Here is a 21,502-nt window from a genome sequence, read left to right as displayed (position 1 = left end):
GACCGGTTCAGGCCGACGGCGGCTTGCGCACGTCCTTGATGTCGGTGAAGGCGACGTTGCCCCAGCGCTCCTGCGCCCGGTTCATCTGGAAGGCCGAGCCCGCCAGCAGCACCGGATCGCCGTCGAGGTCCTCCGCGAGGCTGGAGCGGTTTCCGGCCAGGAACTCGTCCAGATCGCTCTTCTTCGCCGCCGAAACCCAGCGCGCCAGCGCGAACTGGCTCTGCTCGAACCCGACCTCCACGCCGTATTCGCTTTTCAGCCGGTCGGTCAGCACGTCGAGCTGCAGCGGGCCGACCACGCCCACCAGCGCCGGCGAGCCGTCGAACGGACGGAACACCTGCACCACGCCCTCCTCCGCCAGCTCCTGCAGCGCCTGCTTCAGCTTCTTGGCCTTCATGGCGTCCTCGAGCCGAACCCGGCGCAGGATCTCCGGCGCGAAGCTCGGCACGCCCAGGAAGGCGATGTCCTCGCCCTCGGTCAGCGTGTCGCCGATGCGCAGCAGGCCGTGGTTGGGGATGCCCACCACGTCGCCGGCGAAGGCCTCCTCGGCCAGCTGCCGGTCCTGGGCGAAGAAGAACTGCGGCGCGTGCAGGCCGATGGTCTTGGCGGTGCGCGTCAGCCGGGCCTTCATGCCGCGGGTGAGCTTGCCCGAGCACAGCCGGGCGAAGGCGATGCGGTCGCGGTGGTTCGGGTCCATGTTGGCCTGAACCTTGAAGACGAAGGCGGTCATGCGCTCCTCCTCCGGCTTCACCGCCCGCTTGTCCGCCTCAAGCCCCTGCGGAGCGGGCGCGAGATCGGCGAGGCCGTCCAGCAGGTCGCGCACGCCGAAATTGCGCAGCGCGGAGCCGAAGAACACCGGCGTCAGATGGCCCTCCCGGAACGAGTCCAGTTCGAACGGCTTCAGCGCCCCGCGCGCCAGCTCCAGCTCCTCCTGCGTCTCCGCGGCCCGCTCCGGCGACACGAGGCCCGCGAGCGAATCCTCGCCGGTGCCCGCCACGTCGCCGCCGCCATCCACCAGCCGGATGCGGCCGGTGGCGAGCTCGTAGGTGCCGGCGAAGTCGCGGCCGCGGCCGATCGGCCAGGTCAGCGGCGTGGCGTCGAGCGCCAGCGTCTTCTCGATCTCGTCGAGGATCTCGAACGGATCGCGGCTCTCGCGGTCCATCTTGTTGATGAAGGTGACGATCGGGATGTCGCGCAGGCGGCAGACCTCGAACAGCTTGCGGGTGCGCGCCTCGATGCCCTTGGCGGCGTCGATCACCATCACCGCGGAGTCGACCGCGGTCAGCGTGCGGTAGGTGTCCTCCGAGAAGTCCTCGTGGCCCGGCGTGTCGAGCAGGTTGAACACGCAGTCGCGGTACTCGAACGTCATCACAGAGGTGACGACCGAGATGCCGCGCTCGCGCTCGATGCCCATCCAGTCGGACTTGGTGCGGCGGCGTTCGCCCTTGGCCTTGACCTGCCCCGCGAGCTGGATCGCGCCGCCGAACATCAGCAGCTTCTCGGTCAGCGTGGTCTTGCCCGCGTCCGGATGGCTGATGATGGCGAAGGTGCGCCGCCGCGCGACCTCGCGGGCGAGCGGGGTCGAGGGGGCGGACAAGGCGGCGTCGGTCATGGAGGGATCGTCAAGCGCTCGGCGGCTGGGTGTCGGGGCGCGGCGACTGAGGCCCCCTCGCGCCGGTCTCAAGCCGCCGTCGCGCCGGGCCGGACCGCGCCGGCCGGGGCCGATGCCTCGCATGCGCGGGCGCGGGACGCAAGCCGCGCATGGCCTCTAGAGCGCGCAGCTTGTTTTCCAACCCTGTCCCGGAACGAAACATAGGCGTGGACGTTTTAACCCCCGAGAACAGTGAATTCGGGGTCTTCAAAATGTTGTCCTATCTCGACGGAGACGACGGCGACGTCGTCACCGTATACTCCCGTCTTGTGGCCATCGGAGGACTATGCGTCGGAGAAAACGGCCACTGGCACTGGGCGTTGTTCGCTCTCCGGCGCATGGACTTCGACGACGGAGCGCATGTTGACCCTTTGGGCGGCATGGCCACGTCTCGCGAACACGCGCTCGCCGCTCTGGTGGCGCGCTGGAATCTCTGGCTGAACGACTCCGGCCTCGTCATCGCGGAACCGCTCCCAAGCTAGGTCCGTCGCCGTCGTCCCCCTCGCTTTCGGCGAGCGCCGACAGTTCGCTGTCACCCACGGCGTCCAGCCGAAACACGAACACGGTTCGCGGCTCTTTTCTCCCCTGCAGGTTGGCCTTGAGCGCCAGCGCTTCGGACGCCCGCTCCACCGTGTGGCAGGACCGTGAGCCGCCGGGCTCCATGACGATGAAGGGCATCGGGCTCCCGCTCCAGCCAGACGTATGCGGGACCACAATTAGAGCGCTTTTTAAGTTTGGCAGAGGCCGGATCTGAAACTTTAGCCGCAACCCGCACGAAAATCAGATCGATCGCCTCGTGCGGGACGCGGCCCGGCCGTCAGTTTTTCTCGCCGGCCACCTTGTCGAGACGCGCGCGCATCTCCGCCATTTCCCGGCGCAGTTCGTCCAGGTCGCCCGCCTTGTCTTCGGCGCGGGCCGGGGTCTCGGCCGCGGCGGGCTCCGCCTGTCCGGGGAACGCCGTGAACATGCGGAACGCGCGCTCCATCATGGCGGCGTTGACGCGCATCTGCTCCTCGACCGCGCTCTGGAACGACGCGCCGCCGAAGGCGCCGAGGGTCGCGCGCATCTTGTCCTGGTCGCGGGTCAGAGCGCCCATGGACAGCTCCAGATACTTCGGCACGAAGCTCTGCACGCTGTCGCCGTAGAAGCGGATCAACTGGCGCAGGAAGGTGATGGGGAGAAGGTTCTGCCCCTTGTTTTCCTGCTCGAAGATGATCTGCGTCAGGACCTGATGGGTGATGTCGTCGCCGCTCTTGGCGTCGACCACATGAAAGTCCTCGCCCTTCTTGACCATAGCGGCGAGGTCTTCGAGCGTGACGTAGGTGCTCGTGCCCGTGTTGTAGAGTCGCCGGTTGGCGTATTTCTTGATGGTGATCGGATCCGACGTACTCGACATGTTGGCGCCTTGCTTGAGGCTTCTGGCGCCGGCGTTCTTGGCCGGCGTTCTCGGCCTGTCCTCCCGCGCCGCGGCGCATGCTGTCATGGCCGGGGCCATTCAAGGGTAAGGCGAAAATCGGGCGGCCGCCAGATTTTTGTGCAGTGCGGAGGACTCTTAGACCTGTGTCGCATGGGTTTCCGCCGCTCCGGCTAGGCCTTTGGGCGAGGTCTCGCGCAAATCGACATAGGTTGTCTTGACGCCGTCAAGCCCCGGTTCCGATAACTCGACCACCCCGCCGCGATCTTGCGGCGCAGCGACCTGACATGAAGCCCGGAGGACTGAGCATGGCCGAGACCGACGTCGTCATCGTGGGAGCCGCGCGCACCCCGGTCGGCTCCTTCAACGGCGCCTTCGCCACCGTCCCCGCCCATGAGCTCGGCAAGGTCGCGATCCAGGCCGCGCTGGAGCGCGCCGGCGTCGAGGCCGGCCAGATTTCCGAGACCATCCTCGGCCAGGTGCTGACCGCCGGACAGGGCCAGAACCCGGCCCGGCAGGCGTCGATCGCCGCCGGCATCCCGATCGCGGCTTCGGCCTGGGGCCTCAATCAGGTCTGCGGCTCGGGCCTTCGCGCCGTGGCGCTCGCCGCCCAGGCGATCCGCAACGGCGACAGCGAATTCGTCGTCGCCGGCGGCCAGGAGAGCATGAGCCTGTCCAACCACGCCGCGCATCTGCGCTCCGGCACGAAGATGGGCGACCTGAAGTTCATCGACACCATGATCAAGGACGGCCTGTGGGACGCCTTCAACGGCTACCACATGGGCACCACCGCCGAGAACGTGGCCCAGCAGTGGCAGATCACCCGCGAGCAGCAGGACGAGTTCGCCGTCGCCTCGCAGAACAAGGCGGAAGCCGCCCAGAAGGCCGGCCGCTTCGCGGATGAGATCGCCCCGGTCACCGTGGCCTCCCGCAAGGGCGACGTGGTGGTGGACCAGGACGAGTACATCCGCCACGGCGCGACCCTCGACGCCATGACCAAGCTGCGTCCCGCCTTCTCCAAGGACGGCACCGTCACCGCCGGCAACGCCTCCGGCCTCAACGACGGCGCCGCGGCGCTGGTCGTCACCTCCGCCGCCAAGGCTGCGGCCCAGGGCCTGAAGCCGCTCGCCCGCATCGCGAGCTGGGCCCAGGCCGGCGTCGACCCGTCGGTGATGGGCTCCGGCCCGATCCCGGCCTCGCGCCTCGCGCTGCAGAAGGCCGGCTGGTCCATCGACGACCTCGACCTGATCGAGGCCAACGAGGCCTTCGCCGCGCAGGCCTGCGCGGTGAACAAGGACCTCGGCTGGGACGTCGCCAAGGTGAACGTGAACGGCGGCGCCATCGCCATCGGCCATCCGATCGGCGCCTCGGGCGCGCGCGTGCTGGTCACGCTGCTGCACGAGATGATCAAGCGCGACGCCAAGAAGGGCCTCGCGACGCTGTGCATCGGCGGCGGCATGGGCATCGCCCTCACCGTGGCGCGCGACTGACGCCTTGCACGCTTCGGCCGGCCGCGACGCGGCCGGCGCTGGTCCGGACGCTTCAACGGGCGGCGACGACGGCGCCCGAACGATCACATATGTTTCTGGGAGGATAGAATGGCTCGAACGGCGCTCGTCACCGGCGGCACCCGCGGCATCGGAGAGGCGATCTCGATCGCGCTGAAGAAGGCCGGCTACAACGTGGCCGCCACCTACGCCGGCAACGACGAGAAGGCGAACGCCTTCAAGGCCGAGCACGGCATCGCCGTGTTCAAGTGGGACGTGGCCGATCCGGAAGCCTCCGCCGCCGGCGTCGCCAAGGTCGAGGCCGAGGTGGGCCCGATCGACGTGCTGGTGAACAACGCCGGCATCACCCGCGACGGCATGTTCCACAAGATGACGTTCGAGCAGTGGCGCGACGTGCTCAGCACCAACCTCGACTCCATGTTCACCGTCACCCGTCCGGTGATCGACGGCATGCGCGAGCGCGGCTTCGGCCGCATCATCAACATCTCGTCCATCAACGGCCAGAAGGGCCAGATGGGCCAGGCGAACTACTCCGCCGCCAAGGCGGGCGTGATCGGCTTCACCAAGGCGCTGGCGCAGGAGAACGCCAAGAAGGGCGTCACCGTCAACGTGATCGCGCCGGGCTACATCGCCACCGACATGGTGATGGCGGTGCCGGAGAAGGTGCGCGAGAGCATCATCGCCACCATCCCGGCAGGCCGTCTGGGCGAAGCGGACGAGATCGCGGAAGCCGTGGTCTATCTGGCGAGCGACAAGGCCGGCTTCATCACCGGCTCCACGCTGACCATCAACGGCGGCCAGTACATCGCCGGCTGACGCCGCGCGGGATCTGACGACCGACGAAAAAGCCGCGGCGCCTCATGGACGCCGCGGCTTTTTCATATTCCAAGAGTCCGTATGGAAGAGCGCGCCAGCGTCATGCCCAAGCGTGTCTCAGGCATGACGGGAGCTTCAATCCCGCGCTGCGGCGATGTCCGAACAGGCTCCGAGCCGGCGCGGCGCCGGCGGGATCGCCTTACTTGGCGATCAGGACCACCACGCCGCGGCCGGCCTTGGAGTCGAGTTCGGCGGCGGTGAGCTTGCCGTCCTTGTTCTTGTCCGCGGCGGCGAAGCGCTTGCGGGCGATCGACAGCCACTCGTCGACCTCGAGGGTCTTGTCGCCGTCCTTGTTGGCCTTCTTCCAGTCGGAGGCGGTCAGGCGGCCCTTGGTCTCGTCCGGCTCGAGGGTCGAATCCCCGTCCGGGTTGATCTCATTGTAGAGCTTGGCGGAGAGGTGGATCACCTCGGCGAGCTCCAGCGTGTCGTCGCCGTCCTTGTTGTAGGTCTTCAGCACATCGGCGCCCGAGGGGATGGTCTGCGCCATGGCGGGAGCCACGGCGAACAGCAGGGCGGCGCCGGCGAGCAGGCTCAGAGTTTTCATGACAGGCTCCAAAAATAATAAGACATTCCGCGCTTTGGCCGACGGCCTCGGTAATCGCTATCTAAGGCAAGCTAAAAAATAAGAAAAGAATAAAAGATCATATGACGCCCGGTCGCTCCTGCGCGCGGCGTCGTTCGGCCGGACGCGCACCGCTATGGCCGGCGCAACGGAAAACGGCGGACGCCATGGTGAGACGCCCGCCGTTCGACCCGCTCAAACAGTCGCTTCAGATCGTCAATCCGCCTCGCCGGCCTCCGCAAGCGCGCTGGCCTGCTCCACCCAGCGTTCGCGGCTGACGCGGCCGGGGGGCGTCATCTTGGCGTCGAGCGCCGCGCGCTCCTCGTCGGTCAGGCGGGCGAGCTGCCAGAAGTGGAAGATGCCCGCCTCGTTCAGCAGCTGCTGCAGCTTCGGGCCGACGCCGTCGATCCGGGTCAGGTCGTCCGCATGCCTGCCGGGCTCGGCGGGCGCGGGTTTCGCGGCCACGGCGGCGGCGGCCGTCTCCGGGAACAGATCCGGCGCCGCCGCGTCCGCGGGCGTCACGGGTTCGGCCGGCTGGGGCGCCGGCTTCGCCGCGGGCTGGGCGCGGGCGAGCCCCGGCTCGTTCGACAGGATGAAGTCGTGGATGCGCGGCGCGATCTCGGCCCGGAAGCGCGAGCCGTTGAACACGCCGTAATGGCCCACCTTTTCCTGCAGGTAATGGGCGCGCTTGTCGTCGGAGAGGCTGGAGCACAGCGTGTGCGCCGCCTTGGTCTGGCCGACGCCGGAGATGTCGTCGCGCTCGCCCTCCACCGTCATCAGCGCGCAGCGGGTGATCTTCGAACAGTCCACCGGCTTGCCGCGATGGGTCATCTCGCCCTTCGGCAGGGCGTGGCGGATAAACACCGTGTCCACCGTCTGCAGGTAGAACTCCGCGGTGAGGTCCATGACGGCGAGATACTCGTCGTAGAACTCGCGGTGCTTCTCGGCGGAGTCGCCGTCGCCCTCCACCAGGTGGTTGAAGAAGTCGTTGTGGGCAGAGAGATGCCGGTCGAGGTTCATGGACACGAAGCCGGTGAGCTGCAGGAAGCCCGGATAGACCTGCCGCATCACGCCCGGATGCGGCCAGGGCACCATGGTGATGACGTTGGAGCGGAACCAGTCGATGCCGCGGTCGATCGCCACCTGGTTAACCGCGGTCGGGTTCTCCCGGGTGTCGATCGGCCCGCCCATCAGCGTCATGGAATGCGGCGTATAGGGGTCGTTCTCCGCCTCCATGCGGGCGATCGCCGCCAGCACTGGCACCGCCGGCTGGCACACCGCCATCACGTGGCAGTCGCCCTTCAGGAAGTGGAAGATGGAGATCAGATAGTCGATGTAGTCGTCCAGATCGAACGCGCCCTCGCTCAGCGGCGTCAGCCGGGCGTCGGTCCAGTCGGTGATGTAGACCTCATGGTCGGGCAGCATGGCCTCCACCGTGCCGCGCAGCAGCGTGGCGTAATGGCCGGACATGGGCGCCACGATCAGCAGGTTCGACTGCTTGCGGGCGCCGCGCGGCAGCGCCCGGTCGAAATGGACCAGATTGCAGAACGGCCGGCTCCACACGGTGCGTTCGGTCACCACCACGCGTTGACCTCGCACCAGCGTGGTGGGCAGGCCGAACTCCGGCTTGCCGTAGCGCCGGGTGGCGCGCTCGAACACCTCGCACAGAGCGCTGACCTTGCGCCCCCACGGTGTCTGCGACAGCGGATTGCCCGGGCTCTTGAAGTAGCTGCGTCCGGCCTCCGCCATGGCGCGGGCGGGCCCGAGCGAACTTTGCACCGCCTCATACATCCAGTAGAGCGGCATGGCGGCGGCTGAGCCGCCCCAGTCGGTGGAGACTGGCGCGCCGCCGAACTGACCGATGCCGCTTTCCGTGGTTCCACGCACCATGGGAGTGATCCTTCGCGATGCTGCGGCGCAATAGCCCTTGCGCCGACGATTCCGCCGATCCGCCGTCGCGTCAATGGTCCCATCGTCTCCCGACGGTGCGCGCGGCGCCCAAGCCCCGTATAGCAAACCCGGTATAGACCGCCGCTTCGCCCCTGCAGAAAGACGTCCCGTGGCCTCGACCGCTTCCTCCCAAGACCCGCGCCTTGTCGTCCGCCACGGCCTGAGGCTCGACACGCTGGTGCGGCTGCGCTGGCTCGCGGTGGCCGGCCAGAGCGCGGCGGTGGTCGTGGTGCATGGCGGGCTCGGCTTCCCGCTGCCGATCGGCGCCTGCTTCGCCGCCATCGCGCTGTCCGCGGCGCTCAACGTGGCGCTGCGGCTGCGCTACCCCACCACCCATCGCCTGACCCCGAACGAGGCGGCGGCGCTGCTTGGCTACGACGTGCTCCAGCTCGCGGCGCTGCTGTTCTTCACCGGCGGGCTGGAGAACCCGTTCGCGGTGCTGTTCCTCGCCCCCGTCATGATCTCCGCCACCGCCCTGCCGCCGGCGACCACCGCCTCGCTCGGCGTCCTCGTCATGGGCGCCGCCACCGTGATCTCGGTCTGGCGCTGGCCTCTGCCCTGGAGCGCGCCGGAGCCGCTGGCGATCCCCGAGCTCTATGTGGCCGGCATCTGGACCGCGCTGCTGCTGGCGCTGTGCTTCATCGGCGTCTACGCGTGGCGGGTGGCCGAGGAGGGCCGCGAGCTGAGCGAGGCCCTGACCGCGACAGAGCTGGTGCTGGCGCGCGAGCAGCACCTGTCGGCGCTCGACGGACTCGCCGCCGCCGCCGCCCACGAACTCGGCACCCCGCTCGCCACCATAGCTCTGGTGTCCAAGGAGCTGGAGCGGGCGCTCACCCCCGGCCCTCACGCCGAGGACATCGCCCTGCTGCGGGAGCAGGTGGCGCGCTGCCGCGACATCCTCAAGAAGCTGACCTCGCTCGACGAGCACGACGCGCCGTTCGACCTTCTGACCATGCGCCATCTGCTCGAGGAGATCGTGGCTCCGCACCGCAACTTCGGCGTCGCGCTGGAGGCGGCGTTCGAGGGCGAACCCGATTCGGCGCCGTCCTGGCGGCGGAACCCGAGCGTGCTCTACGGCCTCGGCAACATCGTGGAGAACGCGGTGGACTTCGCCGAGAGCCGGGTGCGGCTGGCCGTGCGGTGGGACGAGCGCGAAGTGGCGATCGAGGTGGCCGACGACGGGCCGGGATTCGCGCCCGAGGTGCTGTCCCGGCTTGGCGAGCCTTACGTCTCCACCCGCTCCTCCGACCACGGCCACGACGCCGAGGCGGGCGGGCTGGGCCTGGGCTTCTTCATCGCCAAGACCCTGCTGGAGCGCTCGGGCGCGCAGCTCGATCTCGGCAACGCCGCCGCGCCCGAAAACGGCGCGGTGGTGCGCGTGACCTGGCCCCGCGCGCGTTTCGAAGGCGGAGCGGCCAATGGCGACCAAGCCTTCGCCGACGCGCGCCGTTGACGCGGAGGGCCAGTGTTGCTAGGAGACCGGCACTCGCGGCGGGCGGATGAGCTCGCCGCTCGTCGTTTGTTCGAGACGCCGCGCCAGGATCATCCGGCCCGCCGCGTCCGTGACCTGAAGGATCAAGACGCCCATGGCCAACACGCCGTCGGCCAAGAAGGCCGTTCGCAAGATCGCCCGCCGCACCGCCGTCAACGGCGCCCGCCGCAGCCGCATGCGCACCTTCCTGCGCAAGGTCGAGGAGGCGATCGCCTCCGGCGAGTCCGGCGCCGCCCTCACGGCGCTGCGCGCCGCCGAGCCGGAGATCATGCGCGCCGCCCAGAAGGGCGTGCTGCACAAGAACACCGCCTCCCGCAAGGTGTCCCGCCTCGCGGCCCGGGTGCGCGCCCTGAGCGCGTGATCGGCTGAAATCATCGCCCGCTGAAAAGCCCGGCCTCGCGCCGGGCTTTTTGCGTTCGTCCCGCGCGCAGCGCGACCTCGGCGCGCTGCGGCATGCCAGAATCCGGCTTGACTCGGGGAATCCCGCATCACGCCGATCACGGCCGCCGACGCCTTCGGCCCGAACAGAAATACGTTACGTTTCTCAAAGGCTTACTGGCAAGACGTCGGAGAGATGACGGAATCCCGACACCATGAGGACGGATTCCGAAGCGCCCGATAAAGATTCTGCGGGGGGCCCGAGAGCTGCTTCGCGCCGCCCCGTCAATGCGATTTTGCTGGCTATGCAGAGGTTTGAGAGCCGGCCTTGAAACCGCCTCCCTTCCGCCCGCTCCGACCGCGACCGATTCGCTCATCGGCAGCCATTGCGCCCCCCGGACCCCCTGTGTATCTTCCAATCCATGGAGACGCCTTAACTACTTTTTCACTTCGGGAAAGCAGAAAGCGCAGTTCTCACAAGAGAAAACAAAGATAGCGCCTCTAAGACTCAAGCCATCCTCGTTTTCTCACCCACACAATTTGTCTGAATAGCCTGGACGGCGATAAAGATCGGCATCGGTCTTTTGCGCCCGGCGACGCTTTCGCAGTCACCTCGTACGATGGAGCGTCGGACCCTCAGTCCGGCGAGGGCCTTTCATGTCTCAAGCGCGCGGTTCCTACGCTGGCGACGTGTCCCCCCAGGACGCCTGGACGACGATCAGCGCGGAGGCCTCCGCGGCGCTTGTGGACGTGCGCACCAGCGCGGAATGGTCCTTCGTCGGCGTGCCGGACCTGTCGTCGCTCGGCAAGCGCGCCGTGCTGCAGGAGTGGCAGACGTTCCCCACCATGCAGATCGATCCGGACTTCGCGGAGAAGACCGCCGCCGCGCTGAAGGCCGCGGGCCTCGACGAGACCTCGCCGGTGTTCTTCCTGTGCCGCAGCGGCGCCCGCAGCCAGGGGGCGGCGGCGGCCCTGACCGCGCTCGGCTGGACCCGCGCCTACAACGTGGTCAACGGCTTCGAAGGCCCGCTCGACGGCGAGCGCCAGCGCGGCCATGTGGGCGGCTGGAAAGCCGACGGCCTGCCCTGGATCCAGAACTGACGCGGCGCCGACGCGCCGCCGGTTCCCTTTCGCCCTTCCGATCGATCGTCGACCCTTTTACCCCCGGAGAGGTCCGATGCTCCCTGCTTCGTCCGAACGTTTCTCGACCTCCCCGGCCGCCGAGGACGGCGCCCAGCATGAGGCCGCCTGGCGTCGGGCGACCGAGCGGCTGCGCGCCGAATATGGCGAGGACGTCTACACCAGCTGGTTCGGGCGCATCGCGCTCGACCGGGTCGAGGACGGCGTGGCCCATCTGTCGGTGCCGACGCGCTTCCTGAAGAGCTGGATCCAGTCGCATTACGTGGACCGCATCACCACGGTGCTGGCCGAGGAGGCCGCGGAGGTGGCGCGCATCGCGCTCGGCGTGCGGGTGGCCGCGCCGAAGCTCGCGGCGAGCGCCGGCGACGTGGTGGTGGCGCCCGCGCCCCGCTTCGAGCCGGAGGAGCGCGCGTCCTCGCCGGCCGCGGCCGGCTCCGCCGCGCCTTCGGCCGCGCGCGAGGGCCGGCGCCTGGACGGCTCGCCGCTCGACCGCCGCCTGACCCTCGACACCTTCCTGGTCGGCCGCTCCAACCAGCTCGCCCACGCCGCGGCGCTGCAGATCGCCCGCGCCCGGCCCGGCGATCCGGTCACCTTCAACCCGCTGGTGATCCACGCCGCCGTCGGCCTCGGCAAGACCCACCTGCTGCAGGCGACCGCCCATGCGGTGGAGACCTCCGGCCGCCGCGTGACCTATCTCACCGCCGAGAAGTTCATGTTCGACTTCGTGGCGGCGCTGAAGGCCCAGACCGCGCTCACCTTCAAGGAGCGGCTCCGGGCGATCGACCTGCTGATCATCGACGACCTGCAGTTCCTGCAGGGCAAGACGGTGCAGCAGGAGTTCGGCCACACGCTGAACGCCCTGCTCGACGGCCGCCAGCAGGTGATCGTCGCCGCCGACCGCGCTCCGTCCGAACTCGAAAGCGTGGACGAGCGGCTGCGCTCGCGGCTCGCGGGCGGGCTGACGCTGGAGATGGGCTCGCTCGACGAGGAGCTGCGCGCCAAGATCCTGATGGAGCGGGTCGCGGCGGCCAGGGCGCTGCACCCGAAGTTCGACGTGCCGGCGGAGGTGATCGCCTTCGTCGCCCGCACCGTCACCGCCAACGGCCGCGACCTGGACGGCGCCGTCAACCGCCTGCTCGCCCACAACACCCTGACCGGCGCGCCGATCAGCGTGGAGATGGCCGAGATCGCCCTGCGCGACCTGGTGCGGCAGGTGGAGCCGAAGCGGGTCAAGATCGAGGACATCCAGCGCATCGTCGCCAAGCACTACAACGTCAGCCGGGCGGACATCCTGTCCTCGCGCCGCACCCAGACGGTGGTGCGGCCGCGTCAGGTCGCCATGTACCTCTCCAAGCAGATGACGCTGCGCTCGCTGCCGGAGATCGGGCGCCGGTTCGGCGGCCGCGACCACACCACCGTGCTGCACGCGGTGCGCAAGATCGACGGCCTCGTGGCCACGGACCAGACGCTTGCGGACGAGATCGAACTGCTGAAGCGGCTGCTGCTGGACTGATCTCAAGGACGGTCCGCGGGCCTTCGAAAGGCGCGTTCGGACCCGCCTTTCGGCGCGTTGACTTCGCAGGCGCAGCACGCCTACTGTCCGCCGCGTTCCCCGCCGCCGCCCCCCTGATCGGGCGGGTTTTCGGGGCCCGCGCCGGCTGCGGCGCCGCGGCCCCGGGCAGAGCCACACACGTTCCGAGGTCATCGACGCGATGAAGGTACTCGTCCCCGTCAAGAGAGTGGTCGACTACAACGTCAAGATCCGCGTCAAACCGGACGGGTCGGGCGTCGAGCTGGCCAACGTCAAGATGTCGATGAATCCCTTCGACGAGATCGCGGTCGAAGAAGCGCTGCGCCTGAAGGAAGCCGGCAAGGCGACCGAGGTGGTGGTGGTGTCCATCGGCCCGGCCCAGGCCGCCGAGACCATCCGCACCGGCCTCGCCATGGGCGGCGACCGCGGCGTCCTCGTGAAGGTCGACGGGACCGTCGAGCCGCTGGCGGTGGCGAAGATCCTCGCCAAGGTGGTGGAGGAGGAGCAGCCCGGCCTCGTGATCCTCGGCAAGCAGGCGATCGACGACGACTGCAACCAGACCGGCCAGATGCTGGCCGCGCTGCTCGGCTGGCCCCAGGGCACCTTCGCCTCCAAGGTGGCGCCCGAGGGCGACGCCGTGTCCGTCACCCGCGAGGTGGACGGCGGCCTGCAGACCGTGTCGCTCAAGCTGCCGGCGGTGGTGACCACCGACCTGCGCCTCAACGAGCCGCGCTACGCCTCGCTGCCCAACATCATGAAGGCCAAGAAGAAGCCGATCGCCGAAAAGGCGGCGGCCGACTACGGCGTGGACGTGGCGCCGCGCCTCACCGTGCTGAAGACCTCCGAGCCGCCGAAGCGGCAGGCGGGCGTGAAGGTGGGCTCGGTCTCCGAGCTGGTGCAGAAGCTGAAGACCGAAGCGGGAGTGATCTGAACCATGACGACCCTGCTTCTGGCCGATCATCACGAAGACGCGCTCGGCGACGCCACCGCCAAGGCGCTCACCGCCGCCATCGCGCTCGGCGCGCCGGTCCACATCCTCGTGGCCGGCAAGGCCCCCAAGGGCGCGGCGGACGCCGCGGCCAAGCTCTCCGGCGTCGAGAAGGTGCTCGTCGCCTCGGGCGACCAGTACGCCCACGGCCTGGCCGAGCCCTTCGCCGAGCTGATCCTCGGCCTGATGGGCGCCTATGACGCGCTGGTGGCCTCGTCCTCGACCACGGGCAAGAACATCCTGCCCCGCGTGGCGGCCAAGCTCGACGTGATGCAGATCTCCGACATCACCAAGGTCGAGGCGCCGGACACCTTCGAGCGCCCGATCTACGCCGGCAACGCGCTGCAGACGGTGAAGACTTCGGACCCCAAGAAGATCATCACGGTTCGCACCTCCGCCTTCCAGGCGACCGGCGACGGCGGCTCGGCGGCGGTCGAGGACGTGGCCGCGGCCTCCGACCCGGCGCTGTCCGCCTTCGTGGGCGAGGACCTCACCCAGTCGGACCGGCCCGAGCTCGGCTCGGCCAAGGTCATCGTCTCCGGCGGCCGCGCGCTCGGCTCCAAGGCCAAGTTCGAGGAGGTGATCGAGCCGCTCGCCGACGCCTTCGGCGCCGCCATCGGCGCGAGCCGCGCCGCAGTGGACGCAGGCTACGCCCCGAACGACCAGCAGGTGGGCCAGACCGGCAAGATCGTGGCGCCCGACCTCTATGTGGCGCTGGGCATCTCCGGCGCGATCCAGCACCTCGCCGGCATGAAGGACTCCAAGGTCATCGTCGCCATCAACAAGGACGAGGACGCGCCCATCTTCCAGGTGGCGGATTACGGGCTGGTGGCGGACCTTTTCACCGTCGCTCCCGAGCTGCAGGCGGAAATCGCCAAGGCCAAGTGACGCCCGCCTTCCGAGGCGCTAGAACTGGCATGCCTGCGGCGCTGGATTCTTGTGCGCCGCAGCACATAATCAGGTTCCGGCCGCGCTGCGGCCGGAACGGCATGATGGACGGAACGGCCAGGCGGTGAAGATGGCGACGGAGATTCGCAAGATCGGCGTGATCGGGGCCGGACAGATGGGCAGCGGCATCGCCCATGTGTGCGCCCTCGCCGGGGTCGACGTGCATTTCAACGACATCTCGGCCGACCGGCTCGCCGCCGCCCGCGAGGTCATCGACGGCAACCTGAAGCGTCAGGTCTCCAAGGGCGCCATCAGCGACGCCGACCGCGCGGCGGCGCTCGAGCGCATCGTCACGGCGCCCACCTACGCCGATCTCGGCGCCTGCGATCTGGTGATCGAGGCCGCCACCGAGGACGAGCAGATCAAGCGCAAGATCTTCTCGGAGCTGTGCCCGGCGCTGAAGCCGGAGACGATGGTGGCCACCAACACCTCGTCCATCTCCATCACCCGGCTCGCCGCCTCCACCGATCGGCCCGAGCGCTTCATCGGCATCCACTTCATGAATCCGGTGCCGCTGATGCAGCTCGTGGAGCTGATCCGGGGCATCGCGACCGAGGACGAGACCTTCGAGAGCGCCAAGGCGCTGATCGACCGGCTCGGCAAGACCGTGGCGGTGTCCGAGGACTTCCCCGCCTTCATGGTCAACCGCATCCTGCTGCCCATGATCAACGAGGCGATCTACACGCTCTACGAGGGCGTAGGCTCGGTGGACGCCATCGACACCGCCATGCGGCTCGGCGCCAATCATCCCATGGGCCCGCTGCAGCTCGCCGACTTCATCGGCCTCGACACCTGCCTGTCGATCATGCAGGTGCTCTACGAGGGCCTCGCGGACTCCAAGTACCGCCCCTGCCCGCTGCTGGTGAAATACGTCGAGGCCGGCTGGCTCGGCCGCAAGACCCAGCGCGGCTTCTACGACTACCGCGGCGCGGAGCCGGTGCCGACGCGCTGATTCGGGCTTTTGGAATCGGCGGTATTTACGGACCCTTCTTAACGGGGCGTTAAATCCCGAAGGGCCATGGTTCCGGCGTCACGACCGGAGATCGCTCCCATGGACGTCAGCTCGCTCGCCGCCTCGGCCGTCGCCTCGAAGTCGCAGCAGACCCGCGACGGCTTCTCCATCGCCGCGCTGAAGATCGCGAACGAGCAGCAGCAGATGGTCGCGAATCTGGTGGCGCAGGTCGCCGAGACCAGCAAGGCCCAGACGCCGGCCGGCGTCGGGTCGGTCGTCGACGTGATGGCGTGACGGCCGCCCCGAGCGCTTAAGGTCAGGCCACGAACTTGAGGCCAAGCACGCCGGCCACGATCAGCCCGATGCAGGCGAGCCGCAGCGGCTCCACCGGGTCTCCGAACAGGATCATGCCCACGATGGTCGCGCCCGCGGCCCCGATTCCTGTCCACACCGCGTAGCCGAGTCCGATCGGCAGCGTCTTCAGGGCGAGGCCCAGCAGCGTCAGGCTGCAGGCGAGCGCGACCGCCGTCACCACGGTCGGCCCGAGTTTGGTGAAGCCTTCGGAGTATTTCAGGCTGGTGGCCCAGACGATCTCCGTCAGGCCCGCGAGCAGCAGATAGGTCCATCCCATGGGGTGGATCTCCGGTCACGTTGTCTGGGGACGTCCCCGTGAAGAGCAGGAGCCGCGCGGCGCCGTCGCCTGCGCGGAACGCGGGCATCCCCCCAAAAATACGATCTTGCCGAAGACAAGGCTTGTGAAGGGACGTTCGCTTTCGCTAGCGTAGGACATCGTTTCTTCACAAGAAAGCTGGCATGGCACGAAAATCCGCCACCGCCGCCGCGCCGGCCTTCGAGGACGCCGCTCCCGCCGCCCAGGACGACATCTACGTCACGGGCTCGGGCGCGCCGGCCGCCGCCGAACGGCGCACGCTCGAACAGGCGATCGGGCTGCAGATCCGCCACCACCGCAAGCTGATGGGCCTGACGGTGGCGGAGCTCGCCAGCGCCGCCACCGTGTCCACGGGCATGCTGTCCAAGATCGAGAACGGCCAGATCTCGCCGTCGCTGTCGACGCTGCAGACGCTGGCCTCCGCGCTCAACATGCCGATCAGCCTGCTGTTCTCGGAGTTCGAGGAGCGGCGCGACTGCTCCTACGTGCCGTCGGGGCAAGGCGTGGTGATCCAGCGCCGCGGCACCAAGGTGGGGCACAACTACGAGTTGCTCGGCCACATGCTGGGCGGGGCCATCGCCTGCGAGCCCTACCTCATCACCCTCACCGAGGACGCCGCCCCCTACACCGCCTTCCAGCACGAGGGGACGGAGCTGATCTACATGCTGACGGGCGAGGTGATCTACGCCCATGCGGGCAACAGCTACCACCTGAAGCCCGGCGACACGCTGCTGTTCGACTCCGGCGCGCCCCACGGTCCGGAGAAGCTGGTGGTCAAGCCCATGACCTATCTTTCGGTCATCATGTACGACAAGGACTGACGGCGAACCGGATTGGTCCGCCGTTGTCGTCGCCTCCTCCCGAGCGCGGCGCGGAGCAGGTTTGCGGCGCCGACCAAGTTTCCTCTCAAGAATTATTTTTTCACGCAGATTGACGCCGCCACGCGGCGGAGATAGCGTCCTCCCTAACGAGCCCGAGGGGCTGCAGGAGATGGGAGCGCCAGCGTCATGTGCGGCATTGTCGGACTGTTTCTGAAGGACAAGTCGCTTGAGCCGCAGCTCGGCGAACTGCTGAGCGGCATGCTCGGCACCATGTGCGGCCGCGGGCCGGACTCGGCCGGCTTCGCCGTCTACGGCGAAGGCGAGAAGGGCGAGACCAAGCTCACCCTGCGCGCGGCCGAGGGCTACGACTTCAAGGCGCTCGCCGCCAAGCTCGGCGACGGGATCGACGTGGTCGCCCGCGCCACCCACGCGGTGCTGACCGTGCCGGCCGGCCGCGAGGCCGAGATCCGCGCCCAGCTCGCCGAGGTCGCGCCCGACGTGACCGTGGTCGGCGCCGGCGCCCGCATGGAGCTCTACAAGGAGGTGGGCATGCCGACGGACGTGGCCGTCCGCTTCGACCTCGCCAAGATGTCCGGCACCCATGGCGTCGCCCACACCCGCATGGCGACCGAGAGCGCGGTGACCACCAACGGCGCGCATCCGTTCTCCACCGGCCTCGACCAGTGCCTGGTGCACAACGGCTCGCTGTCGAACCACCGCACCGTCCGCCGCAACCTGGAGAAGGCCGGAGTGAAGGTGCAGACCGAGAACGACAGCGAGGTGGCCGCCGGCTACCTGACCTGGCGCATGAAGGAAGGCCGCACGCTCGGCGAGGCGCTCGAGGACTCGCTGAACGACCTCGACGGCTTCTACACCTTCGTGGTGGGCACCGAGAGCGGCTTCGGCGTGCTGCGCGACCCCATCGCCTGCAAGCCCGCCGTCATGGCCGAGACCGACCAGTATGTGGCCTTCGGGTCCGAATACCGGGCGCTCGCCGGCCTGCCGGGCATTGAGAACGCCAAGATCTTCGAGCCGGAGCCGGCCAAGGTCTACTTCTGGGACCGCGCCGCGGCCTGACGACGACAACACCGAACCGGGGGCGCCGCTCATGAACGCGAGCACGCAAAGCCATTCCTTCGATCTCGCCGCGGCCACCGTCCGCGATCTGAACGCCGCCCTGCACGCGCTGAAGGACGGATCCAACGCCTCGCTGTGGCGGGTGTCGAACCCGCGCGGCCTGCACGCCATCGCGGCCGGCCTCGACGCCCCCGTGACCGTCGAGATCGACGGTCCGGTCGGCTACTACTGCGCCGGCATGAACAAGCAGGCGACGGTGATCGTGCGCGGCAACGCCGGCGTCGGCGTGGCCGAGAACATGATGTCCGGCCGCGTCGAGGTCGAGGGCGACGCCAGCCAGGCTGCCGCCGCCACCGCCCATGGCGGCCTGCTGGTGGTGCGCGGCTCCGCCGGCGCCCGCTGCGGCATCTCCATGAAGGGCGTCGACATCGTGGTCGGCGGCTCCATCGGCCACATGTCGGCCTTCATGGCCCAGGCGGGCACGCTCACCGTGCTGGGCGACGCGGGCGAGGCGCTCGGCGACTCCATTTACGAGGCGCGGCTCTACGTGCGCGGCTCGGTGACGAGCCTCGGCGCCGACTGCGTCGAGAAGGAGATGCGCGACGAGCACAAGGCCCAGGTGTTCGAGAAGCTGAAGTCCGCCGGCCTCGACGGCCAGGTCGATCCGTCCGACTTCAAGCGCTACGGCTCGGCCCGCACGCTCTACCACTTCCACGTCGACAACGCGTCCGCCTACTGAGGAGCTGAGGCCATGAACGAGCACGTCAAGGCCCCGGCGGCCCCCCGCACCCTCCCCCGCGAGAGCGCGACCTTCGACGCCTACACCCTGTCCGAGATCCGCCGCGCGGCGGCGACCGGCATCTACGACATCCGCGGCGCCGGCGCGAAGCGGAAGCTGCCCCACTTCGACGACCTGCTGTTCCTCGGCGCGTCCATGTCGCGCTACCCGCTGGAAGGCTATCGCGAGAAGTGCGGCACCGGCGTGGTGCTGGGCGACCGCTTCGCCAAGAAGCCGATCGAGCTGAAGATTCCGGTCACCATCGCCGGCATGAGCTTCGGCTCGCTCTCCGGCCCGGCGAAGGAAGCGCTCGGCCGCGGCGCCAGCGCCGTCGGCACCTCCACCACCACCGGCGACGGCGGCATGACCCAGGAGGAGCGCGGCCACTCGAACAAGCTGGTCTATCAGTACCTGCCGTCGCGCTACGGCATGAACCCCGACGACATCCGCAAGGCGGACGCGATCGAGGTGGTGGTCGGCCAGGGCGCCAAGCCCGGCGGCGGCGGCATGCTGCTCGGCCAGAAGATTTCGCCCCGCGTCGCCAAGATGCGCACCCTGCCCGAAGGCATCGACCAGCGCTCCGCCTGCCGCCATCCCGACTGGACCGGCCCGGACGACCTCGAGATCAAGATCGAGGAGCTGCGCGAGATCACCGACTGGGAGAAGCCGATCTACGTCAAGGTCGGCGCGGCGCGTCCCTATTACGACACCGCGCTTGCGGTGAAGGCCGGCGCCGACGTGGTGGTGGTGGACGGCATGCAGGGCGGCACCGCCGCCACGCAGGAGGTGTTCATCGAGCATGTGGGCATCCCGACGCTGGCCGCCATCCGTCAGGCGGTGAAGGCGCTGCAGGAGCTCGGCATGCACCGCAAGGTGCAGCTCATCGTCTCCGGCGGCATCCGCAACGGCGCGGACGTGGCCAAGGCGCTGGCGCTCGGCGCCGACGCGGTGGCCATCGGCACCGCGGCTCTGGTGGCGCTCGGCGACAACGACCCGAAGTGGGAGAGCGAGTACGAGGCTCTCGGCTCCAAGGCCGGCGCCTATGACGACTGGCACGAGGGCCGCGACCCGGCGGGCATCACCACCCAGGATCCGGAGCTGATGAAGCGTCTGGACCCGATCATCGCCGGCCGCCGCCTCGCCAACTTCCTCTCGGTCATGACGCTTGAGGCGCAGACCATCGCCCGCGCCTGCGGCAAGAGCCACGTCCACAACCTCGAGCCCGAGGATCTGGTGGCGCTGACCATCGAAGCCGCCGCCATGGCGCAGGTGCCGATCGCGGGGACCGACTGGATCCCGGGCCTCACCGGACGCTTCTAAGAACGACAACGATAAAAGGCCCGTCGAATGCAGCCGTCGGGGCCAACCCCGGCGGCGACGGAGCCGCCGGGGATGAAACAGATCAGGAGACGGCTGTGAACTTTCAACATCGACCCCAAAACGGGGCGATCGAGGGGACCGCGATGGCGATCGATCTTCAGGAGGCTGCGCGAGACCGCGGCATCAAGTACTTCCTGATCTCTTACACTGACCTTTTCGGCGCCCAGCGCGCCAAGCTGGTTCCTGCGGGCGCGATCGGCGACATGCAGAAGGCCGGCGCCGGCTTCGCCGGCTTCGCCACGTGGCTCGACATGAGCCCCTCGGACAGCGACCTGTTCGCCAAGCCCGACCCGAACAGCCTGATCCAGCTGCCGTGGAAGCCGGAAGTGGGCTGGCTGGCCTCCGATCTCTGGATGGACGGCAAGGAGGTCGAGCACGCCCCGCGCAACACGCTGAAGCGGCTGATCGCCCGGTCCGGTCACGAGATGAAATCGGGCATCGAGCCCGAGATGTTCCTGGTCAACGCCGACGGCACCCAGATTTCGGACCTCTCCGACACCGCCGAAAAGCCCTGCTACGACCAGCAGGCCCTGATGCGGCGCTACGACGTCATCACCGAAATCTGCGACGCCATGGTCCAGCTCGGCTGGAAGCCCTACCAGAACGACCATGAGGACGCGAACGGCCAGTTCGAGATGAACTGGAACTACGGTCCGGCGCTGCAGACCGCCGACCAGCACGCCTTCTACAAGTTCATGGCGCGGTCGATCGCCGAGAAGCACGGCCTGCGCGCCACCTTCATGCCCAAGCCGTTCGTGAACCTCACCGGCTCCGGCTGCCACGCCCACGTGTCGCTGTGGGACGGCAAGACGAACCTGTTCGAGGATCCGGCCGGCGAGCTCGGCGTCAGCGAACTGGGCTACCACTTCATCGGCGGCCTGATGCACAACACCGACGCCATCTGCGCGCTGACCAACCCGACGGTGAACTCCTACAAGCGCATCAACGCGCCCCGGACGGCCTCCGGCGCGACCTGGGCCCCGAACTCGATCACCTACACCGGCAACAACCGCACCCACATGATCCGCATTCCGGATGCGGGCCGGTTCGAGTTCCGCCTCGGCGACGGCGCGGCGAACCCCTATCTGCTGCAGGCGGCGATCCTGGCGGCCGGCCTCGATGGCATCGAGAACAAGCGCGATCCCGGCAAGCGCCTCGACATCAACATGTACACGGACGGCCACACCGTCACGGACTGCAAGAAGCTGCCGCTCAACCTGCTCGACGCGATCCGGACGTTCGAGTCGTCGCCCGCCACGAAGGCGATGTTCGGCGAGGAGTTCGTCGCCGCCTACGCCAAACTCAAGACGGTGGAGTGGAACAACTACGCCCGCCACCTGACCCAGTGGGAGCGCGACAACACGCTCGACTGCTGACGTTCCGCCC

The 21,502-nt window shown here is 68.6% G+C and carries 22 protein-coding genes; 16 read left to right on the top strand and 6 right to left on the bottom strand.

The genetic code is table 11. From position 1 onward, the window contains the following. Positions 1-7 precede the first annotated feature (7 nt). Complete coding sequence (locus tag PKE85_RS15910; RefSeq protein WP_271205744.1) at positions 8-1,612, bottom strand: peptide chain release factor 3; 1,605 nt, start codon at positions 1,610-1,612, stop codon at positions 8-10. Positions 1,613-1,818: 206 nt separating this feature from the next. Between PKE85_RS15910 and PKE85_RS15905 the strand changes: the two genes are divergently transcribed. Then, positions 1,819-2,133: a hypothetical protein gene (locus tag PKE85_RS15905; RefSeq protein ID WP_271205743.1), complete on the top strand. Its 315-nt coding sequence runs from the start codon at positions 1,819-1,821 to the stop codon at positions 2,131-2,133. Here PKE85_RS15905 and PKE85_RS15900 read toward each other — a convergent pair. Beyond that, complete coding sequence (locus PKE85_RS15900) at positions 2,108-2,329, bottom strand: hypothetical protein (protein WP_271205742.1); 222 nt, start codon at positions 2,327-2,329, stop codon at positions 2,108-2,110. The two genes, PKE85_RS15905 and PKE85_RS15900, sit on opposite strands and share 26 nt — an antisense overlap. A gap of 139 nt (positions 2,330-2,468) precedes the next feature. Continuing rightward, positions 2,469-3,047 (bottom strand): polyhydroxyalkanoate synthesis repressor PhaR, encoded by a 579-nt coding sequence (gene phaR / locus PKE85_RS15895; protein WP_271205741.1) that lies wholly within the window; start codon positions 3,045-3,047, stop codon positions 2,469-2,471. Positions 3,048-3,373: 326 nt separating this feature from the next. Here phaR and PKE85_RS15890 point away from each other — a divergent pair, with 326 nt between their 5' ends. Then, positions 3,374-4,555 carry an acetyl-CoA C-acetyltransferase gene (locus PKE85_RS15890; protein ID WP_271205740.1) on the top strand — a complete coding sequence of 394 codons (1,182 nt, stop codon included), beginning with the start codon at positions 3,374-3,376 and terminating at the stop codon, positions 4,553-4,555. A 108-nt stretch (positions 4,556-4,663) separates the two neighbouring features. Further along, the gene (gene phbB / locus PKE85_RS15885; RefSeq protein WP_271205739.1) at positions 4,664-5,389 is read left to right on the top strand and encodes an acetoacetyl-CoA reductase; all 726 of its coding nucleotides are present in this window, start codon (positions 4,664-4,666) and stop codon (positions 5,387-5,389) included. Between the two features lie 199 nt (positions 5,390-5,588). Here phbB and PKE85_RS15880 read toward each other — a convergent pair whose 3' ends face one another. Both PKE85_RS15880 and phaZ read right to left on the bottom strand, forming a co-directional pair. Continuing rightward, positions 5,589-5,993, bottom strand: a complete 405-nt coding sequence (locus PKE85_RS15880; protein ID WP_271205738.1) for an EF-hand domain-containing protein — start codon at positions 5,991-5,993, stop codon at positions 5,589-5,591. A 234-nt stretch (positions 5,994-6,227) separates the two neighbouring features. Beyond that, positions 6,228-7,901, bottom strand: a complete 1,674-nt coding sequence (gene phaZ, locus PKE85_RS15875; RefSeq protein WP_428981367.1) for a polyhydroxyalkanoate depolymerase — start codon at positions 7,899-7,901, stop codon at positions 6,228-6,230. 169 nt (positions 7,902-8,070) lie between these two features. Between phaZ and PKE85_RS15870 the strand changes: the two genes are divergently transcribed. The 8 genes from PKE85_RS15870 (at position 8,071) to PKE85_RS15835 (ending at position 15,684) form a co-directional block, all read left to right on the top strand. Then, positions 8,071-9,414 carry an ActS/PrrB/RegB family redox-sensitive histidine kinase gene (locus PKE85_RS15870; protein ID WP_271205737.1) on the top strand — a complete coding sequence of 448 codons (1,344 nt, stop codon included), beginning with the start codon at positions 8,071-8,073 and terminating at the stop codon, positions 9,412-9,414. A gap of 133 nt (positions 9,415-9,547) precedes the next feature. After that, positions 9,548-9,814, top strand: a complete 267-nt coding sequence (gene rpsT / locus PKE85_RS15865) for a 30S ribosomal protein S20 (RefSeq protein WP_271205736.1) — start codon at positions 9,548-9,550, stop codon at positions 9,812-9,814. A gap of 674 nt (positions 9,815-10,488) precedes the next feature. Beyond that, positions 10,489-10,932: a rhodanese-like domain-containing protein gene (locus PKE85_RS15860; protein ID WP_271205735.1), complete on the top strand. Its 444-nt coding sequence runs from the start codon at positions 10,489-10,491 to the stop codon at positions 10,930-10,932. 76 nt (positions 10,933-11,008) lie between these two features. Further along, entirely contained in the window at positions 11,009-12,484 is a 1,476-nt protein-coding gene (dnaA, locus tag PKE85_RS15855) for a chromosomal replication initiator protein DnaA (protein WP_271205734.1), read from the top strand. A 199-nt stretch (positions 12,485-12,683) separates the two neighbouring features. Further along, positions 12,684-13,433, top strand: a complete 750-nt coding sequence (locus PKE85_RS15850; RefSeq protein ID WP_271205733.1) for an electron transfer flavoprotein subunit beta/FixA family protein — start codon at positions 12,684-12,686, stop codon at positions 13,431-13,433. Between the two features lie 3 nt (positions 13,434-13,436). After that, positions 13,437-14,378, top strand: a complete 942-nt coding sequence (locus PKE85_RS15845) for an electron transfer flavoprotein subunit alpha/FixB family protein (RefSeq protein WP_271205732.1) — start codon at positions 13,437-13,439, stop codon at positions 14,376-14,378. 130 nt (positions 14,379-14,508) lie between these two features. Continuing rightward, the gene (locus PKE85_RS15840) at positions 14,509-15,390 is read left to right on the top strand and encodes a 3-hydroxybutyryl-CoA dehydrogenase (protein ID WP_271205731.1); all 882 of its coding nucleotides are present in this window, start codon (positions 14,509-14,511) and stop codon (positions 15,388-15,390) included. Between the two features lie 99 nt (positions 15,391-15,489). Continuing rightward, positions 15,490-15,684 (top strand): hypothetical protein, encoded by a 195-nt coding sequence (locus PKE85_RS15835; RefSeq protein ID WP_271205730.1) that lies wholly within the window; start codon positions 15,490-15,492, stop codon positions 15,682-15,684. A gap of 22 nt (positions 15,685-15,706) precedes the next feature. Here PKE85_RS15835 and PKE85_RS15830 read toward each other — a convergent pair whose 3' ends face one another. Then, on the bottom strand, positions 15,707-16,021 hold the full coding sequence (locus PKE85_RS15830; protein ID WP_271205729.1) for a DMT family transporter: 315 nt from the start codon (positions 16,019-16,021) through the stop codon (positions 15,707-15,709). 182 nt (positions 16,022-16,203) lie between these two features. On the opposite strand from PKE85_RS15830, the gene PKE85_RS15825 reads away from it, so the two are divergent. From PKE85_RS15825 to glnT, 5 genes are all read left to right on the top strand, one after another. Continuing rightward, positions 16,204-16,881, top strand: a complete 678-nt coding sequence (locus PKE85_RS15825; RefSeq protein ID WP_271205728.1) for a helix-turn-helix domain-containing protein — start codon at positions 16,204-16,206, stop codon at positions 16,879-16,881. Positions 16,882-17,067: 186 nt separating this feature from the next. Then, positions 17,068-17,958: a class II glutamine amidotransferase gene (locus PKE85_RS15820; protein ID WP_271205727.1), complete on the top strand. Its 891-nt coding sequence runs from the start codon at positions 17,068-17,070 to the stop codon at positions 17,956-17,958. Positions 17,959-17,989: 31 nt separating this feature from the next. Beyond that, the gene (locus PKE85_RS15815; RefSeq protein WP_271205726.1) at positions 17,990-18,697 is read left to right on the top strand and encodes a GltB/FmdC/FwdC-like GXGXG domain-containing protein; all 708 of its coding nucleotides are present in this window, start codon (positions 17,990-17,992) and stop codon (positions 18,695-18,697) included. A 12-nt stretch (positions 18,698-18,709) separates the two neighbouring features. Continuing rightward, the gene (locus tag PKE85_RS15810; RefSeq protein WP_271205725.1) at positions 18,710-20,056 is read left to right on the top strand and encodes an FMN-binding glutamate synthase family protein; all 1,347 of its coding nucleotides are present in this window, start codon (positions 18,710-18,712) and stop codon (positions 20,054-20,056) included. Positions 20,057-20,199: 143 nt separating this feature from the next. Next, positions 20,200-21,492 (top strand): type III glutamate--ammonia ligase, encoded by a 1,293-nt coding sequence (gene glnT / locus PKE85_RS15805; protein WP_271205724.1) that lies wholly within the window; start codon positions 20,200-20,202, stop codon positions 21,490-21,492. Positions 21,493-21,502 lie beyond the last annotated feature (10 nt).

The sequence above is a fragment of the Methylopila jiangsuensis genome, from assembly GCF_027922305.1.
GTDB classification, from domain to species: Bacteria; Pseudomonadota; Alphaproteobacteria; order Rhizobiales; family Methylopilaceae; genus Methylopila; species Methylopila jiangsuensis.
Note: the sequence above shows the minus strand (reverse complement) of the source record. Positions and strands in the feature narration are given on the sequence as shown.

What these genes read in the sequence shown, in the direction of transcription:
- PKE85_RS15910 (WP_271205744.1), bottom strand. Translation starts at nt 1,612, where the DNA reads ATGACCGACGCCGCCTTGTCCGCCCCCTCGACCCCGCTCGCCCGCGAG.
- PKE85_RS15900 (WP_271205742.1), bottom strand. Translation starts at nt 2,329, where the DNA reads ATGCCCTTCATCGTCATGGAGCCCGGCGGCTCACGGTCCTGCCACACG.
- phaR (WP_271205741.1), bottom strand. Translation starts at nt 3,047, where the DNA reads ATGTCGAGTACGTCGGATCCGATCACCATCAAGAAATACGCCAACCGG.
- PKE85_RS15890 (WP_271205740.1), top strand. Translation starts at nt 3,374, where the DNA reads ATGGCCGAGACCGACGTCGTCATCGTGGGAGCCGCGCGCACCCCGGTC.
- phbB (WP_271205739.1), top strand. Translation starts at nt 4,664, where the DNA reads ATGGCTCGAACGGCGCTCGTCACCGGCGGCACCCGCGGCATCGGAGAG.
- PKE85_RS15880 (WP_271205738.1), bottom strand. Translation starts at nt 5,993, where the DNA reads ATGAAAACTCTGAGCCTGCTCGCCGGCGCCGCCCTGCTGTTCGCCGTG.
- phaZ (WP_428981367.1), bottom strand. Translation starts at nt 7,901, where the DNA reads ATGGTGCGTGGAACCACGGAAAGCGGCATCGGTCAGTTCGGCGGCGCG.
- rpsT (WP_271205736.1), top strand. Translation starts at nt 9,548, where the DNA reads ATGGCCAACACGCCGTCGGCCAAGAAGGCCGTTCGCAAGATCGCCCGC.
- PKE85_RS15860 (WP_271205735.1), top strand. Translation starts at nt 10,489, where the DNA reads ATGTCTCAAGCGCGCGGTTCCTACGCTGGCGACGTGTCCCCCCAGGAC.
- dnaA (WP_271205734.1), top strand. Translation starts at nt 11,009, where the DNA reads ATGCTCCCTGCTTCGTCCGAACGTTTCTCGACCTCCCCGGCCGCCGAG.
- PKE85_RS15850 (WP_271205733.1), top strand. Translation starts at nt 12,684, where the DNA reads ATGAAGGTACTCGTCCCCGTCAAGAGAGTGGTCGACTACAACGTCAAG.
- PKE85_RS15845 (WP_271205732.1), top strand. Translation starts at nt 13,437, where the DNA reads ATGACGACCCTGCTTCTGGCCGATCATCACGAAGACGCGCTCGGCGAC.
- PKE85_RS15840 (WP_271205731.1), top strand. Translation starts at nt 14,509, where the DNA reads ATGGCGACGGAGATTCGCAAGATCGGCGTGATCGGGGCCGGACAGATG.
- PKE85_RS15835 (WP_271205730.1), top strand. Translation starts at nt 15,490, where the DNA reads ATGGACGTCAGCTCGCTCGCCGCCTCGGCCGTCGCCTCGAAGTCGCAG.
- PKE85_RS15830 (WP_271205729.1), bottom strand. Translation starts at nt 16,021, where the DNA reads ATGGGATGGACCTATCTGCTGCTCGCGGGCCTGACGGAGATCGTCTGG.
- PKE85_RS15825 (WP_271205728.1), top strand. Translation starts at nt 16,204, where the DNA reads ATGGCACGAAAATCCGCCACCGCCGCCGCGCCGGCCTTCGAGGACGCC.
- PKE85_RS15820 (WP_271205727.1), top strand. Translation starts at nt 17,068, where the DNA reads ATGTGCGGCATTGTCGGACTGTTTCTGAAGGACAAGTCGCTTGAGCCG.
- PKE85_RS15815 (WP_271205726.1), top strand. Translation starts at nt 17,990, where the DNA reads ATGAACGCGAGCACGCAAAGCCATTCCTTCGATCTCGCCGCGGCCACC.
- PKE85_RS15810 (WP_271205725.1), top strand. Translation starts at nt 18,710, where the DNA reads ATGAACGAGCACGTCAAGGCCCCGGCGGCCCCCCGCACCCTCCCCCGC.
- glnT (WP_271205724.1), top strand. Translation starts at nt 20,200, where the DNA reads ATGGCGATCGATCTTCAGGAGGCTGCGCGAGACCGCGGCATCAAGTAC.